Consider the following 15,439-nt stretch of genomic DNA (forward strand, 5'->3'; position numbering starts at 1 on the left):
GATACGACATGTTCCATCGAATCGCATTACTGGCCTGTGCTGCCTTGCTCAGCGCCTGTGCCGCCAACCAGGTGAACCATGATTTCGACGCCAGCAGGGATTTTGGCGCCTATCGCAGCTGGAGCTGGAAGGAACCCGCGCTGCAGTACCGTCCCGATGATCCGCGGATCAGGAGCGATCTCACCGAGCAGCGCATCCGCCAGGCCGTGGCCGAGCAACTGGACCAGCGCGGCCTGCGTCCGGCTCGAGGTAGCGCCCGGGCTGACCTGGATGTCCAGGCCTACCTGATCGTCGAGGATCGCCAGCAGCAGGTCACCACCAACTATGGCGGCGGTTGGGGCGGCCCGTGGAATGGCTACTGGGGTGGGCCTGCGTACAACGAGACCCGCAACATCACCTACAAGGTGGCGACCATCCAGGTGGATCTGCTCGATGGCAAGGACGGCAAGCTGGTATGGCGCGGCAGTGACGAGCAGTTGCTCAGCAGCTCGCCCAACCCCGCCGACCGGGCCTCGGCAGTGCGTGCCACGGTGACGCGCATCCTGCAGAACTACCCGCCCCGCTAGACCCATGGCGTCCTGGCGTCGCCCCGGGCGCCGGGGCGCGGCGCCGTCAGTCAGCCGGGCTGGCACCTTGCCAGCGCTGGCGGCGGAGCTTGACTACACTGCTTGGCATCGATGGAGGCAGCCCCAGGGTTGCAAGTCGGTAAAGGAGTGCCTCGATGTCTCCCCTCAAGCGGTTTTCCGGTCCTGCCCGCCAGCGTGGCGCCATCGGCCTGATGGCGGCGGTCACCTTCGGCCTGGCGTTGGTGTTCATGCTGCTGGTGGTGGACAGCGGCCGGTTGTACCTGGAACAACGCAAGCTGCAACGGGTCGCCGACAATGCGGCCCTGGAGGCGGTCAGTCGCGGTGGCACCTGCCAGGCCGGCCTGACAGCCGCCGCCTATGCCAACCAGAACGCCACTCGCAACGGCTTCACTCCTACTGCCGGCAGCAGCACCCTGGCCGCCAGCTGCGGCACCCTGGTCACCGGCGCCAACGGCCTGCGCAGTTTCACCGTCAATCCCACGCAAGCGGTGGCGGTACGAGTGATCGTCAGCAACACCGTACCCATCAGCGTGGCCGCTGGAGTCGTCGCGCTGTTCTCTCCGGGCCCGATCAACCTCACCACCCAGCTCAGTGCCACGGCAGTGGCCGCGGCGCCGACGCCGCCGGTGGCGCAGTTGAGCATCCGCAGTACCCTGGGCACGGTCAGCACCGCGCAGTCGAGCATCCTCAATCCACTGGTGGGCGGCTTGCTGGGCGGCAGCCTGAACCTCACGGCCGTGGGCTGGAACGGCCTGCTCAATACCAACATCAACCTTTTGAGCTTCCTCGACCAGCTGGCGATCAATCTCAACGTAGCGGCAGGCAACTACACCCAGTTGCTCAATACCACCACCACCCTGACCAAGCTGATCCAGGCGGCGATCACCGTGGTCCAGGCCAACGGCGCGACGGCCGACATCCTCACCGCCCTGGGCAACCTGCAGATCGCCGCGCTCAATGCCGCACCGCTGAAGCTGGGGGATATCCTCAAGCTGCAGACCGGCCTGCCAAGCACGGCGCTCAATGCCAGTGTGCAGTTGTTCCAGCTGCTGCAGGCCTTTATCCAGCTATCCAACAGCAACAGTGCGGTGGCTGCGACGGTGCCGATCAACGTCCTGGGGCTGGCCAACATCAGCGTGCAGACCAAGGTCATCGAACCACCACAATTATCGGCCGTCGGCAATCCGGCCCTGGCCAAGGCCGACCCTACCGGGCCCAACCGGATCTACGTGCGTACCGCCCAGATACGCACCCTGGTCCGGGTCAACCTGTCGCTGCCGCTGGTCTCGGGCTTGAGTGCCGCGGTGGGTAACCTGGTGGCACCGCTGACGCCGGTACTCAACAGCCTGTTGAGCCTGAACCTGGTGCAGACCCTGGGCTCGGCACTGTGCCTGTTGGGGGCGGGGTGCCAGCAGTTGTATCCCGACCTGGCGCCGTCATCGGAGATCGACTTGAGCCTGGATGCCGGCGGGGCGGTCGCCTACGTCACCGATTACAGCTGTCCGGTCAATGGCAATAGCGGGACCAAGAGCCTGAGCGTGCACACCACCAGCTCCCTGGCCGACCTCAAGGTCGGCAAGATAGATCCCACCAATGCCTTTTCTTCTTCCGCCGAGCCCACGGTGACACCGCTACCTTTGGTGGATTTGGGCATCCGCACCTGTTATCAGCTGCTGGTGCTGCCGGGGCATTGCGATCCGGTGGTGCACTACGCCGGCGGTGGGATCGCGATCATGGTCGATTCCAAGGTCGGGCAAAGTAACCAGGACCTGGTGTACTCCAGTTCGGCCTCGCCCTATCCGGTACCGCCCAACGTCAACCAGACCCCGAGCTACCAGACGGCGGCGCCCACCAGCAACGTGATCGGCAGCCTGGCCGGCACCCTGGCAGGCATCAACCTGGTGGTCTACAAACCGGTCAACGGAACCCCCCTGGGATCCATAGTCACGGGGCTGGCGTCAGCCATCAACGGGGTCACCAACTTGCTGACGCCGGTGATCACCGGGCTTCTGAGCCCGCTGCTGGATCCCTTGCTGAACAACCTGCTGTCGGGCCTGGGGGTCAACCTCATGGATGTCGAGGTCGGCGCCAACCTGACCTGTGGCCAGACCGGCAAGGCCTACCTGGTGATCTGATCCGCCGGGACTATCGGCAGCTCGATGCAGAAGCGCGCGCCGTCCGGGCCGTTGGTCACGCTCAGGCGTCCGCCCATGTTCTCGATGATCCCATAGCTCACCGACAAGCCCAGCCCGGTGCCCACGCCCACCGGCTTGGTGGTGAAGAAGGGTTCGAAGATCCGTTCCAGCAGGCGCGGGTCGATACCGCCGCCGTTGTCCTCGACCCACAACCGCACCCACTGCTCGTCACGCTGGCCATGCACCGAGATCCACGGCTTGAAGTCGCCCTGGGCCTGGCGCCTGGATAGCAGGGCGTCCCGGGCGTTGACCAAGAGGTTGATCAGCACCTGCTCGAGCTGGTCGACGAACCCCATGACCTGGACTTCGAAGCCCAGCTCGCTGATCCGCAGGTCCAGGCCCTTGCCGCGCATGCCTTCGGCCAGCAGCGACAGCGTGCCCTCGATGGCCTGGGACGGGTTGAAGGGCTGTTGCTCCACCTCCGAGCGCCGGCCGAACACCCGCATGTGATCCACCACCCGCGCCGCGCGCTGGACCTGGGCATCGATGCGGTTGAGCTTGTCGGTCAGGTAGTCGATTTGCACGTCGCCGTTACCCAGGCGCTTGAGCACGTTGACGATGGCCATGCGCATCACGTTCAGCGGCTGGTTGATCTCGTGGGCGAGGCCGGTGGCCATTTCGCCGAGGGTGGCCATCTTCGCGCTTTGCGTCAGCTGTTGCTGCGAGCGCCGCACCTCGGTGTTGTCGCGGCCCACGGCCTGGACCTCCAGCAGTTGGCCCTGCTCGTCGAACACCCCGCGATCGGACCACACCCACCAGGCATGCTCGCGGCCCGGCAGCTGCAAGTTGATCTCGGCGGTACTCACGGGGTATTCCGGGCTCAGCAGCTTGATCCGCCGCTCGAAGCCCTCACGCTGCTCAGCGGACAGCCACTGGCCCAGGTTGCTGCCCGGCAGGTCCTGGGCGGCGCATTCCAGGTAGGCCGCCAGGGGCCGGTTGCCGAAGGTCAGGGTCAGGTCGGGACGGTAGCGGCAGATCATCGCCGGCGAGTCTTCCACCAGGATCCGGTAGCGCTCCTCGCTCTGGCGGACCTGCTCGGCGGCCAGGGTCGCCTCGGTGACGTCCAGCCACAGGCCCACGACTTCCACCGGCAGGCCCAGGTCGTCGCGCAGCAGTCGGGCTTCGTCCAGCACCCAATGGTAGGCGCCATGGCTATCTTGCAGGCGGTAGCGGGTATGCACGTTGCCTTCACGCAGCAACTGCCGGCAGCGCTGGAAGTACAGGTCGTGGTCTTCGGGATGCACCCGTTCCACCAGCTTGCCGTCGTTGCAGTCCTCCAGGCCCCAGCCCAGCAGCGGTTGCAGGCTGGCACTGAAGAAACTGGGTTGCAGCGCGCCTTCGACGTAGCGCTGGACGTAGATCACCGCCGGCGAGCTGGCGATCAGGTTGTCCAGCCGGGCGTGGGCCGTGGCGGCTTGTTGCTGCTGGTTCTTGATGTCGCTGATATCCAGCATGAAACCCACCAGCCGCTGGCTCTCTCCCCGACCCAGGACCTGACCCTGGAGGCGATACCAGAGTGGCGCGCCGGCAGGATCGCCATGGTGCAGGCGTACGCTGAGCAGCAATGGCTTGCCCAATTGCAACGCTTGCAGGCGGCTGGCCAACTCGGCGCGATCGGCCGGGTGGAACAGCTCCAGCCAGGCCTCGAGGCCCAGGCGGTCATGGCCCTCGGCCAAGTGCAGGCTGGCGGCCAGTTGGCTGGCCAGCTGCACCTCGGCGGTGGCCGGGAACAGCTCCCACCAGCCGGCACCCAGCAACCCCTGCAGGGCATCCAGGCGCTCCATCTGCAAATGATGGCGGTGCTCGCGCAGGCGCCCGAGCAGTGGTCCGGCCAGGGCCGCAGTGAGCATCAGCCAGTCGCGCTCCAGCAACTCCGGCGCCTGGCGCTGGACGGCGTAGCCGCCGCACAGCAGCCAGGCGGCTACGCCATGGTCGTCGCGGTAGGGCACCAGCCAACCTTCGCGGTGGGCGAAGATGCCTTGCAGGCGTGGGTGTTCGTTCAGCCCGTGGATCTGGTTCAGGCGCAGTGGCGTGTTGCCGCTTAGGCTGTCCAGGCCGCTGCCCAGGGGCTGGCCGTCCTGCCACAGGTGCGGGGCGTCGTGGGCGTGGTAGCAACTGTGGATCATCCAGCCCTGTTCCTGTTCGTCCAGCAAGGCCAGGCCCAGGCAGGGGATATGCCAGGCATGGGCCAGGTCGGCGAGCAGGTCGTGCAGTACTTCCGGCAGGCGCACCAGGCTGCATTGGCGGATCTGTTCGCTGCTCTGGGCGGCGAAGATCTGGCTGCGCTCGCGGCACAGAGTCTGTTGGCGTTGTTGTACCAGGTCGCCGATGTCCAGCAATTGCATATGCCAGTTTGCGCCTTGCTGCTGGACCCAACCGCGCAGGTACAGGACCTGGCCGGCGAGCCCGCGCAATTGCAGGTCCAGCACTTGGCCGCTCCAGTCGGCGGGACCGCCTTCGAGGGCCTGGGTGCTGGCGGGTATCACGTAGTCGACCAGTCGGGTCGGCTCGGCCCTGGGCGGCAACTGTGCCAGGGCGTGGCGCAAAGGCCCGGCGATGCTCAGCACCCTTGCTGACGCATCGAGGACCAGCAGCAAGCCGCTGTTCTGGATAGGGGGCTCTGGCGCAGGGTCGCTGGCCGCTGGCGGGCGGCCGAGGAAACGCCCGAAGAGCTTGTCGCCGGGACTCAAAATTGCAGGCTCGATTGAACGGACAGGCTGCTGGGCAGGCTGGGCACCGGGCCGATCACCGGCAGCACCACCTGGGGCATCACCCGGTTCAGCTTGCTGATGGGATAGCTCACGCTGACGGTCAGTACGCCGCCGCTGTAGGTCGCGCTGTAGTCGTTGGCGCCGAAGTTGAAGACGGGCGGAATCCACCTGGTCTGGGCCTGCACCACGCCGAGGGCGAGGTTCTGCACCGTGGTGGCGTAGTTGGGCGTATTGGGGTCGACCTTGACGGCCTGGCGCAGCGCCTCGGCGGTGGCCTGGTGGAAGGATTGCATCATCAACAGCGGCACGCTGTAGCTGACCAGGCCGTAGAACACCGCGAAAAAGATCACGAAAACCGCCGCGAACTCGATTGCCGCAGCGCCTTTCTGTTTTCTAGGGAGGCCCGGTTTCATGAGTGCGTCTACCCTGACAACCACTATGTCCATTGAGCATAGGATCAAACCGCCGAAAGGGACTGTTCTGGCCGATGCATTTCTTGGTTTTGTGGAGCTGGTTGGCACTCTGTGCGTTGCAGGACCTGCGCCAACGGCGGATCGCCAATATCCTGACCCTGGGCGCTGTGGTGCTGGCGGCGTTGTACCTGGCGTGGGCCGGCAGCACCTGGCTGGGAGCACCGCCCGCCGAAGGGGGTTGGGCCCTGGTGGTGGCCCTGGCGCTGACCCTGCCCGGTTATGCCATGGGCAAGATGGGGGCGGCGGATGTGAAACTCATGGCGGCCCTGGGCCTGGCCTCCGATCTCCAGCATTTGCTGGGCGCGTTCATCGGCGCCGGGCTATGCAGCGGACTCTGGTGGTTGTTTGTCCGGCTTTGCAGGTTGGCCAGACAGGCACTTGGGCCTCCTGTCCGGGAGGAGCCTTCGCAGCCGTCAAAAAAATATCCCTTCGCGCCTTTTGTCCTGGCTGGAATGGTCTTAACTGTGATGGTGGCCCATTAGTCGCCGGGCCGTTTAACGCTATGTACATAGTCGGAAAGTAGGTCTAGGTTCTAGTTCAGCGGCCTGGATCATGCGAGGCACACAGGAGTGGCCGGTCGGCGCCGGGCCCGCACGGAGTAACACGTGAACAAGCTCACTTCACAGATGAAAGTGCTGGTGGTGGACGATCAACCCCTGATCGTCGAGGAACTCTGCGAGTTCCTGGAGGGCAGCGGCTATCGCTGCGTGCCTTGTCAATCCAGCCGCGATGCGGTGGACAGCTTCGCCAGGGATCCGGAGATCGCCCTGGTGCTGTTCGACCTGCACATGCCCGACCTGGATGGCATCGAGCTGGTGCAGGAACTGCAACGCATCGCCGGCAAGCCCCGGGTGTTCGAGGCCATCATGCTCACTGGCCAATCCGACAAGCAGGATGTGATCAAGGCCCTGCGGGTAGGAGTGGCCGACTACTACCAGAAACCCATCGACCTGGCAGAGCTGCTCGAAGGCTTGCGGCGCCAGGAGGCCGCCTTGCAGGAGCAGCAGAAGAACCTGCACCTGGGGCAACTGAACCAGAAGCTGCAGTTTCTTTCGGAGTCCATCGACGATCTCTACCAGGACCTGGACAAGGTCCGGCGCAGCCCAGCCGACCCTGGAACCCAGGGTGAGCCAGGGGCCGATGCCGATACCGTCGAGATCCCGACGATCTTCCACCAGCTCTCGCCCCGCCAGCTGGACGTGGCTCGCCTGGTGGGCAAGGGCCAGACCAACTACCAGATCGCCTGCGAGCTGGGTATCACCGAGAACACCGTCAAGCTCTATGTTTCCCAGGTCTTGCGCCTGACCCACATGCACAACCGCACGCAACTGGCCCTGGCCCTGTCGCCGAGCAATTCGGGCCTGCGCCAGCGCGTCACCGAGCACTGATCCCTGGCGCCTGTGCGGCGCCAGGCGATGCCTTGCCAGCTACTTGTTATTGATCTTCCCGCCGGCATCCGGATCGTAGAAGTCCGGGATCTCGTACTGGTATTTCTTCAGCCAGCGTTGCAGCGCCAGTTCCTGTTCGCGGGCGGTGGCGGTCTGTGGCTGTGGCGAGGCTTGCAGGTTACGGCTTTGCAGCAGCAGCCAGCCTTCGGTCTCCTGCTGCTGGGGCGAGGCCGGGCCGGGGTCGATGGCCTGGGCCGCCAGGGGCAGGGCCAGTAGCAGGGGGCAGCAGAGCATGGACAGTTTCATCTTCAGCGCTCCTTGGCGGGTATGGCGGCGGGTTGCAGGCTGGCCGCGCCACTGGCCACCTGGGTCACCTTGGCGACGGGTTTTCCGGAGGTCTTGAGTTCTTCGGCGCGGGCCTGGGCCTGGGCGAACTGCTGTGGGTTCAGGCGTGCGCGGCTGACCACTTGCGAGGCCTGCTGCCAGTTGTCCTGGTAGAGCAACAGGGTCACCAGATTGATGGCCGCCAAGGGATCGGACTGCTGGAGCTCGATGGCGGTCAGGAACTCGAAGCGGGCGTCTTCGAGTCGTAGCTGGTTGAGGTAGACCACACCCAGGTCGTTGCGGATCTTCTCGTTGGTCGGCGCCAGGCTGGCGGCCCGTTGCAGGTGCGCCTGGGCCTGGCCGTTGTCGCCCCGGGCGGCAGCCAGCTGGCCCAGGCCGTGTTCGCCTTCGGCCGCCAGGCATGACCCCAGCAGGCTGCGATACAGCGGCTCGGCTTCGCTGCGGCCCAGCAAGCGATAGACCCGGGCCTTGCGCACCCGGACCTCGGCCAGGTTGTCCGGCAGGCTCTGCAGGTTGGCCAGGCCAGCGTACAGCTTGCCATCGTTGGTCATGTCGTCGGCCAGGTTCACCGTCAGTTCCTGTTCAGAGCTGAGCTTGGCGCAACTGCTGGAGCTGGTCAGGGCCGTCCAGGGCGCCTGGCCGTTGCTGGCGCAACCGCCCAGCAGTGCCAGGCAGGCGATGGCGATCAGTGGTTTCATCAGGTTTCCTCTAGGACGCGAAGGCCCGGGCGATGGCGGTGAAGCCTGGCCCGGCCAGGACGATCAACAGGGCGGGGAAGAGAAACAGCATCATCACCACCGACATTTTGGCCGACATTTTCGAGATGTATTCCTGCAGGCGGGTCAGGCGCCGGTCATCCAGTAACTGCTTGAGTGCTTGCAGCGACTTCATCGCGCCGCCGCCTTGCAGGATCAGTTGCTGGAGGATCACGCAGGTGTCGGTGAACTCATCCACCGCCAACAGCATTGCGGTCTGGTTCAGTTCGTGGCCCAGCTCCAGGCCCGAGTCGACCCGTGCCAGGATCAAGCGCAGCTCATGGGTCAGCTCCGGCAGCAGTTTCTGCGCCTCGGTACTCAGCACCCGCAGCGCCTGTTCCACGGCCATGCCCGATTCGAACAGGATGCGCAGCAGTGGAATGAAGGTGGAGATCTCCAGGGCGATGTGTTTCTGCCGGCGCTGGGCGAAGTAGGCCAGGGCGCGCTTGGGCAGCAGGTAGCCGGCGCCGGCGGAGAGCATCGGCAGCAGCCACTTGTTGGTGGCGTTGGGGTAGGCCACTTCCTGGATGAACAGGGTCAGGCAAACCACCACCAGCGGCGTGGCCAGTTGCAGGGCGGCGAACAGCGAGCGCTGGTTGGCGCGGCGCCAGCCCAGGCGGTTGAGCAGGGTTTGGGTCTCGCTGTCCATGCTCACCGCGCGTTGGCCGAAGCGGCTTTCGCCAAGCTGGCGCAGCCAGCTGCCCAGGCGACTGTCGCGGGTCATGTGACCCAGCAGCCGTTGGGTGACCTGGCGCTCGCGCCGGCGTTGCTCCAGCACGATGTTGCCAAGCAACAACGCGGCCCCGAGGAACAGCAGCAACGCCGCTAGCAGCAACACTTCAGATACTCCTCAGCATGCGCCACAGCGCGAGGCAGCCGACGATCTGCAGGCACACGGCGGTGATCAACATTTTCTGCCCGGAGGGGTCATGCCACATGCCGAGCATGTAGCCGGGGTTGGTGAACATGAAGTAGCCCACCAGCAGCAATGGCAAGACGCCCAGGACCCAGGCGGTCATGCGGGTTTCCCCGGTCATCGCGCTCAGTTGCCGGGCCCCTTGCTCGCGCTCGCGGATCAACTTGATCAGGTTCTCCAGCAGCTCGCTGGCATTGCCGCCGTAGCGATGGTTGACCTTCAGGCCCAGGGCGAACATGCGCAGTTCGTCCTGATCGTAGAACTCGGCGAAATCGCTGAGCGCCTCCGGCAGGTTGACCCCCAGTTGTACGTTGCGCTGCACTCGGCCCATGGCTTGCTTGAGCGGGTCGTTGCTCGACTCGATGGCCCCCAGGACCGCATCCGCCAGGGTCCGCCCCGATTTCAGGCTGCGCACGCTGTGGTCCAGCAAGGGCGGCAGCTGTTCGATCATGCGCTTAATCCGCCGCTGGTAGCGCCAGCTGACGTACAGGCGCAGCAGTATGGGTGGCCCCAGGGCACCGCCCAGCAGGCCGAGCCAGTGGGCCAGCAGATAGCCCAGCAGCATGCACAGGGCCCAGGCTGCCAGCCACAACCCCAGGCGTTCGCCGGGCTGGCCCAGACCGGCGCGGATGAAGGCGCGTTCCAGGCCGGTCCAGGAGCTGGGGGGGGGTGCCTGGTCGGGCTGTCCTTCGGCCAGGCGGCTGAGCACCCGCTCGCGTTCGGTCTTGCGTACGCCGTGATAGAACATCCAGCCGGACAGTCCCAGCAAGAGCAGGCAGATCAGGGTCAGCAGCAGCGCGATCATGGCTCACCCCCGGCGGTTCAGTTGAGGCCCAGCCCGATTTCCCGGCGCAACTTGTCCCCGGCGGGGTTGAGCGCCTCGCGCAGGAAACCGAAGCCGGTGCGCCGATCCAGGCGGAACAGGGTATTGGTGACATAGATGTCGTCGCGGATGCCCACCACCTCCACCACCTCGCTGACGCAGCGGCGGCCGTCGGGCATGCGGCTGAGCTGGATCACCACGTCCAGGGCCGCGCAGATCATCTGTCGCAGGGTGCGCTCGGCGACGTGGCGACCAGTCAGGCCCACCAGGGTCTCCAGGCGCAGCAGGGCATCCTGGGCATTGTTGGCATGCACGGTGCTCATGGAGCCGTCGTGGCCGGTGTTCATCGCCGTCAGCACGTCCAGCACCTCCACGCCGCGGATTTCGCCGAGGATGATGCGGTCCGGGCGCATCCGCAGGGCGTTGCGGATCAGGTCGCTGGCCTTGACCTCGCCATGGCCCTCGGCATTGGGCGGACGGGTTTCCAAGCGCACCACATGGGGGTGTCCCAGTTGCAGCTCGGCCACATCCTCGATGGTCACCAGACGTTCATGGGGATTGATCAACTGGCTGAGGATGTTCAGCAAGGTGGTCTTGCCGGTGCCGGTACCGCCGCTGATGAGGATGTTGCAGCGCTTGCCCACCGCGTCCTGGAGAAACTCGAAGATCGCCTGGTCGATGGTCTGCATGGCGATCAGGTCGCTGCTCTTGAGCATGTCCTTGCGAAACTTGCGGATCGACAGGCACGGGCCGTCCAGGGCGATCGGCGGAATGATCGCGTTGACCCGGCTGCCGTCTGGCAGGCGCGCATCGACCATCGGCGAAGATTCGTCGAGGCGCCGGCCCAATGGCGCAAGGATCCGTTGCATCACGCGCTCCACGTGGTGCGCATCGATGAAGCGCAGGTCGCTCTGGTGCAGCACTCCGTCGCGCTCGACGAAGACCCGGTGCGGGCCGTTGACCAGGATCTCGGTCACCGCCGGATCGCGCAGCAGCACTTCCAGGGGGCCGAAACCGGTCAGCTCATCGACGATCTCCTCCGCCAGGCGCTCCATTTCATAGCGGGAAATGGCCAGGTGCATGCGCGCGATGTATTCGGCTACCTTGTCGGTGACGAACTGCGAGAGGTTCTGCCGCGAGCTTTCCAGCAGGTTCTTTCCCGACTCCTCGATGGCATCGATGATGTAGCGATGCAGGACCAGCTTCAGGCCTTCGTGGTCGGCGTTGCCGCTGGCGCGGTTCGACGCGCCAAAGAGTTTTTCTCCGCTCATCGGCCCCCCATGATCCGGTTCAGCCAGCCGGCCTTGGGCTGGGGCAGGCCTTGGGAACGCTTGGCCAGGCGTTCGCCCAGGGTCCGCAGGGCTTGTGTCAGTTGTTCACGCGGGCCCAGTTCGAATAGGGTGACGCCCTGGTTCTTGGCGTTCAGGCGCAGCTCCGGGCTGAACGCCAGTACCGCGATCACTTCCAGGCCGAAGGTCTTGCCCAGGGTGTCGGAGTCCGGGGCGACCGAGCGCAGATAGCGGTCCACCAACAGGCGCGCGTGCTCCAGCTTCATGCCCTTTTCCCGCCAGTGGTTGAGCACCTCCAGGTTGCGCCGGCAGTCGAGCACGTTCTGGTCGGTGCACCACAGCAGCTTGTCGCAGTGGCTGACGAAGGTGCGTAGGGCCTCGCTGTCCGGTTGTCCCACCAGGTTCACCACGATGTGCTGGAAATGCTGGCGCAGGGCGCTGAGCAGCATGTACAGCTCCGCCGCGCTGGTGTGTTCCAGGGGCTCGTCGTGGCTGGCGTAGGCGAGGATCCGCAACCCGGCCTCGGCGCTGGTGAAGGCGCTGTCGATCAGGGTGGTATCCAGGCGGCGCAGGTGGCGCAGGGCATCGCCGAAGTGGAACGAACTTTCCAGGCCCAGCAAGGCCAGGCTGTCGCCCCGGGGTAGTCCGAGGTCCAGCAGCAGGGTCTGCTGGCCGCTCTTTTGCACCACCAATGCCAGATGCCCCGCCAGCAGTGCGCCGTCGCCATCGCCCTGGGCGCCGTAGAGCACGGTCAGGCCGCCCAACTGGGTGCTGGGGGTGACCGCCGGCAGGCGCTTGCTCAAGCGCCGGACCAGCCCGGCGACCTCGCTGGAGCGCGAGCCGTAGGCGACGAAATCGCGAGCCCCGGCGCGCATGGCGTTGAGCACCAGCTGGTTGTCCATGCCATCGCCCAGGGCGACGATCGCCAGCATCGGCTTGGCCTCCAGGGCGCCCTCGATCAGCGCCGCCTGGGCCACCACGTGCTCGCGGTCGAGGCCGACGAACACCAGGTTGGCGCAGGTCACGTCCACCAGCGCCAGCAACTCGTCCAGGCTGCCATCGGCACCCACCACCTGGCCCAGGGGCGCCAGGGCGCCCTGCAGCCATTCCAGGTCGGTGCTGTTGCGGGTGATGGCGAGAAAGGTCTGGCTCAGGTTCTGGTTCTGGCTCATTGCGACAGCCCACTGCGTTTATCGAAGTTGCCGTTCTCGAGGAAGAACATGCGATAAAAATTCGGATCGTAGTTGCGCAAGCGTTCGCCGGGCAGGGCCGGCAGCTTGGCATCCACCGCCAGGGGCTGGACCAGGTGCGGGGTGACCACCATCAGCAGTTCGCGTTCTTCGCGGCTGATGGAGTTGTCACGAAAGAAGGCGCCGAGCACCGGCAGGTCGCCCAGCCCGGGAAACTTGTTGACCTGGGAGCTGTTGCGGGTGCTGATCAAGCCGCTGATGACGAAGCTCTCGCCGTCGGCCAGGGAGATGCTGGTATCGGTACGGCGGATGGTCAGGGCTGGCACCCGGGTGCCGGCGATGGCCACGGAGTTGCTGTAGTCCAGCTCGCTGACCTCGGGGGCGACCTTCAGCGAGATGCGCCCGCGATCGACGATGGTGGGAGTCAGGGTCAGGCGGATGCCGAACTCCTTGTATTCGATGGTCACGCTGTTGCTGCCGGTGCTGGGCACCGGGATGGGGATTTCGCCCCCGGCGAGGAAACTCGCGCTCTGGCCATTGAGGGCCACCAGGCTCGGGCGGGCCAGGGTATAGGCGAAACCACTGCCTTCCAGGGCGTTGATCAGGGTCAGCACCCGGCCGCCGCCGAAGCCGATGTTGAACGAGTCATTGTTCAGGGGAATGCCGCCGAAGACCGGCGTGGTGCTGCCGGAGCTGCTGCTGGTGACCGGAACGGTGTTCGGCGAGCCGATCAGGAAATTGTTCCCGCGGCCGAACAGCGAGACGCTGGCTTCCTTGAGCTTGGTGCGGCTGACCTCGACGAAGCGGATATCGGTCTGCACCTGGCTGGGCAGCGGCGCATCAGCGCTGCTCGATACGCGGGCCGCCTGCATCTCGGCGCTGGCCCGGCCCTGAACGAACACCATGCTCTGGCGCGGAGTGCTGGAACAGGCGGTCCAGATCATCAGGCTGGTGGCTCCCGGGCCCATGCCGGTGAGCAGAAAGGCCCGGTCGCCGGTGGCCTGGACGTCGGCGATCTTCGGGTCGCCCACTGCCAGCCGGGTGATCGCCACCGGCGATTGCAGCTGCTGTTGCAAGCCTTCGCCGACTTCCAATACGCCGGGCAACGGGGCCAGGCCCGAGCAACCCGTTGCCGGAGCGGCCTGGACCGGATTCCAGAACAGTTGGCCCAGGGCCAGCAGGGCGATGAAGGTCGGCGTGGAACGACTGCGCATGTATTGCATCCTTGCTCAATCAGGGGGTCTGTTGGGTGACCTGGTTGCCACGGATCACCTCCACCGCCGGTCGTGGCGCGGTGCCTTGGGCGGCCGGGCTGCGGGGCGCGCGGCCCAGAGCCAGTTGGGTGAACTGGAACAGGTTGCTGCTGGCGGCATCCAGATGCTCGACCGCCTCTTCGTTGCCGGCCCAGTAGTGGGCCAGGCGTTGTTCCTCGCTGCTGCGCACCGCCAGGCGCAACACGCCGACCTGGGTGGCCAGCATCATCCGGCTCAGCAGTTGCTCGGGCACCGCCAGGACCACGGTGCGGGCGTTGATCCGGCGCTGGTCCTGCTTGAGCCGTTCGTCATTGCTCAGGGCGCTGCCCGGTTGGCCGTCGTTGGTCAGCCCCAGCTGTTCGCCCACGGCCAACACCCGGATCGCCGGTACGGCGATCTGCGCCGACTGTTGCGGGTTGGCGCTGTCCTGGCGCAGGAACAGCAGGACGTCCACATAGTCGCCGGGGCTCAGTTGGCCTGCTGCACCGATCACCTCGTCGACCGCCACCGCCAGTGCCCGCTCGTCGCTGTGGATCATCCGGGCCAGGGCCCCGCCGCTGGCGAAGCTCTGTTCGTTGAGCCAGGTGCCGGCGCTCAGCTGGCGCCATGGGGTACGGCCCACGGCCTGGTCGATGGCACTGAGGCTGCCGGGTGGGGCGGTGCGCAGTTTTTCCAGGGCCAGGTCGCTGGCGGCCAGGGGCACGAACGCCGGGACGTCGTGTACCAGCACCACCACCGGCTGGCGCGTCTGGTCCTCGGCGGTGCTGGCGGTCTGTTCGACGACGGTGCTGGGAGTGGGTGGTGGCGCTGCGACTGGAGCGGGCTCGGGTTGACGGCTGAGCACCAGGCCCCAATACCCGAAAAACACCGCACCGACCAAAAGAAGTCCTGCCAGACCCATAGTGACGCGACTGTTCATGAAGGCTCTCCCTTTCCTGCTGCACTACAGCCCGTGACAGCCCGTGATTCCAAACGAGTCGATTCGCAATCAGGCAGCTATGAACATGCAACTATTTCGCTATGTGAAGGTAGTAGAGCTAGGACGAAATGCCATTACCTGGTCAAAAAATAGCTGACAAAAGTACAACGCTCTCAACAGTGTCTGGGTTTCTGGCGTTTACCTTCCGACTAATACTTAGTGATTAATCCGTTCTTACAGTTGCTGGGCTCTGGTTTGTTGACAATGCTCAATTAGCACCGGGGAAATGGACCCGGTGCGGTTCCATCGGCGCCGTCTGGCGCAAAGGAGAGCTAGGATGATCCTTCAATATTTGTTGCTCAGGGCGCGCCTGTTTTTTGACCGTACCGAAGGTGCCTCCGCCATTGAGTACGCAATTGTGGTGGCGATGGTCGCCGTGGTAGTGGTGGCATTCGTGACCCCGCTGGGCGACCGGGTCATGGCGATCTTCAATAACATTCTCACTAACCTGGGAGGAACGGCGATTACACGGCCCGCACCTTGAGGTTTGCGACTGCAGCAGTGAAGGCCGTCGGACAGTCAGCTCAAGGCAGGA

At 65.4% G+C, this 15,439-nt stretch carries 15 protein-coding genes; 5 read left to right on the forward strand and 10 right to left on the reverse strand.

Features of this window, described 5'->3' with window-relative positions:
- The first annotated feature begins 8 nt into the window (after nt 1-8).
- Both C4K40_RS03395 and C4K40_RS03400 read left to right on the forward strand, forming a co-directional pair.
- A complete protein-coding gene (locus tag C4K40_RS03395) occupies nt 9-566 on the forward strand; it encodes a DUF4136 domain-containing protein (protein WP_053132230.1) in 558 nt (185 codons plus the stop codon).
- 155 nt (nt 567-721) lie between these two features.
- The gene (locus C4K40_RS03400) at nt 722-2,722 is read left to right on the forward strand and encodes a pilus assembly protein TadG-related protein (RefSeq protein WP_053132227.1); all 2,001 of its coding nucleotides are present in this window, start codon (nt 722-724) and stop codon (nt 2,720-2,722) included.
- Here the strand turns inward: C4K40_RS03400 and C4K40_RS03405 are convergent.
- Together C4K40_RS03405 and C4K40_RS03410 are read right to left on the reverse strand one after the other, a co-directional pair.
- Nucleotides 2,707-5,472 carry an ATP-binding protein gene (locus C4K40_RS03405; RefSeq protein ID WP_053132225.1) on the reverse strand — a complete coding sequence of 922 codons (2,766 nt, stop codon included), beginning with the start codon at nt 5,470-5,472 and terminating at the stop codon, nt 2,707-2,709. The genes C4K40_RS03400 and C4K40_RS03405 overlap by 16 nt on opposite strands.
- Entirely contained in the window at nt 5,469-5,906 is a 438-nt protein-coding gene (locus tag C4K40_RS03410) for a TadE/TadG family type IV pilus assembly protein (RefSeq protein WP_053132223.1), read from the reverse strand. The genes C4K40_RS03405 and C4K40_RS03410 overlap by 4 nt, the downstream gene beginning before the upstream one ends.
- A 74-nt stretch (nt 5,907-5,980) precedes the next feature.
- On the opposite strand from C4K40_RS03410, the gene C4K40_RS03415 reads away from it, so the two are divergent.
- Together C4K40_RS03415 and C4K40_RS03420 are read left to right on the forward strand one after the other, a co-directional pair.
- Nucleotides 5,981-6,448, forward strand: coding sequence for a prepilin peptidase (locus tag C4K40_RS03415; RefSeq protein WP_053132220.1), 468 nt, complete (start codon nt 5,981-5,983; stop codon nt 6,446-6,448).
- 123 nt (nt 6,449-6,571) lie between these two features.
- Nucleotides 6,572-7,354 carry a response regulator transcription factor gene (locus C4K40_RS03420; RefSeq protein WP_053132217.1) on the forward strand — a complete coding sequence of 261 codons (783 nt, stop codon included), beginning with the start codon at nt 6,572-6,574 and terminating at the stop codon, nt 7,352-7,354.
- Nucleotides 7,355-7,393: 39 nt separating this feature from the next.
- Here C4K40_RS03420 and C4K40_RS03425 read toward each other — a convergent pair whose 3' ends face one another.
- The 8 genes from C4K40_RS03425 to cpaB are packed head-to-tail and all read right to left on the reverse strand — an operon-like array spanning nt 7,394 to nt 14,844.
- A complete protein-coding gene (locus C4K40_RS03425) occupies nt 7,394-7,660 on the reverse strand; it encodes a DUF3613 domain-containing protein (protein ID WP_053132214.1) in 267 nt (88 codons plus the stop codon).
- A 2-nt stretch (nt 7,661-7,662) separates the two neighbouring features.
- Nucleotides 7,663-8,397: a tetratricopeptide repeat protein gene (locus tag C4K40_RS03430; RefSeq protein ID WP_022642083.1), complete on the reverse strand. Its 735-nt coding sequence runs from the start codon at nt 8,395-8,397 to the stop codon at nt 7,663-7,665.
- 10 nt (nt 8,398-8,407) lie between these two features.
- Nucleotides 8,408-9,292 (reverse strand): type II secretion system F family protein, encoded by an 885-nt coding sequence (locus tag C4K40_RS03435; RefSeq protein WP_053132211.1) that lies wholly within the window; start codon nt 9,290-9,292, stop codon nt 8,408-8,410.
- A 1-nt stretch (nt 9,293) separates the two neighbouring features.
- The gene (locus C4K40_RS03440) at nt 9,294-10,175 is read right to left on the reverse strand and encodes a type II secretion system F family protein (RefSeq protein WP_022642085.1); all 882 of its coding nucleotides are present in this window, start codon (nt 10,173-10,175) and stop codon (nt 9,294-9,296) included.
- A gap of 17 nt (nt 10,176-10,192) precedes the next feature.
- Nucleotides 10,193-11,464, reverse strand: coding sequence for a CpaF family protein (locus C4K40_RS03445; protein ID WP_053132208.1), 1,272 nt, complete (start codon nt 11,462-11,464; stop codon nt 10,193-10,195).
- Nucleotides 11,461-12,654 carry a protein TadZ gene (locus tag C4K40_RS03450; protein ID WP_022642087.1) on the reverse strand — a complete coding sequence of 398 codons (1,194 nt, stop codon included), beginning with the start codon at nt 12,652-12,654 and terminating at the stop codon, nt 11,461-11,463. Before C4K40_RS03450 ends, C4K40_RS03445 begins: the two co-directional genes overlap by 4 nt.
- A complete protein-coding gene (locus C4K40_RS03455) occupies nt 12,651-13,886 on the reverse strand; it encodes a type II and III secretion system protein family protein (RefSeq protein WP_022642088.1) in 1,236 nt (411 codons plus the stop codon). Before C4K40_RS03455 ends, C4K40_RS03450 begins: the two co-directional genes overlap by 4 nt.
- Before the next feature lie 19 nt (nt 13,887-13,905).
- Nucleotides 13,906-14,844, reverse strand: a complete 939-nt coding sequence (gene cpaB / locus C4K40_RS03460) for a Flp pilus assembly protein CpaB (protein WP_031320804.1) — start codon at nt 14,842-14,844, stop codon at nt 13,906-13,908.
- Nucleotides 14,845-15,181: 337 nt separating this feature from the next.
- Here cpaB and C4K40_RS03465 point away from each other — a divergent pair, with 337 nt between their 5' ends.
- Nucleotides 15,182-15,388 carry a Flp family type IVb pilin gene (locus C4K40_RS03465; RefSeq protein ID WP_022642090.1) on the forward strand — a complete coding sequence of 69 codons (207 nt, stop codon included), beginning with the start codon at nt 15,182-15,184 and terminating at the stop codon, nt 15,386-15,388.
- The last annotated feature ends 51 nt before the right edge of the window (nt 15,389-15,439 follow it).

The organism is Pseudomonas sp. CMR5c (assembly GCF_003850545.1).
GTDB lineage: Bacteria > Pseudomonadota > Gammaproteobacteria > Pseudomonadales > Pseudomonadaceae > Aquipseudomonas > Aquipseudomonas piscis.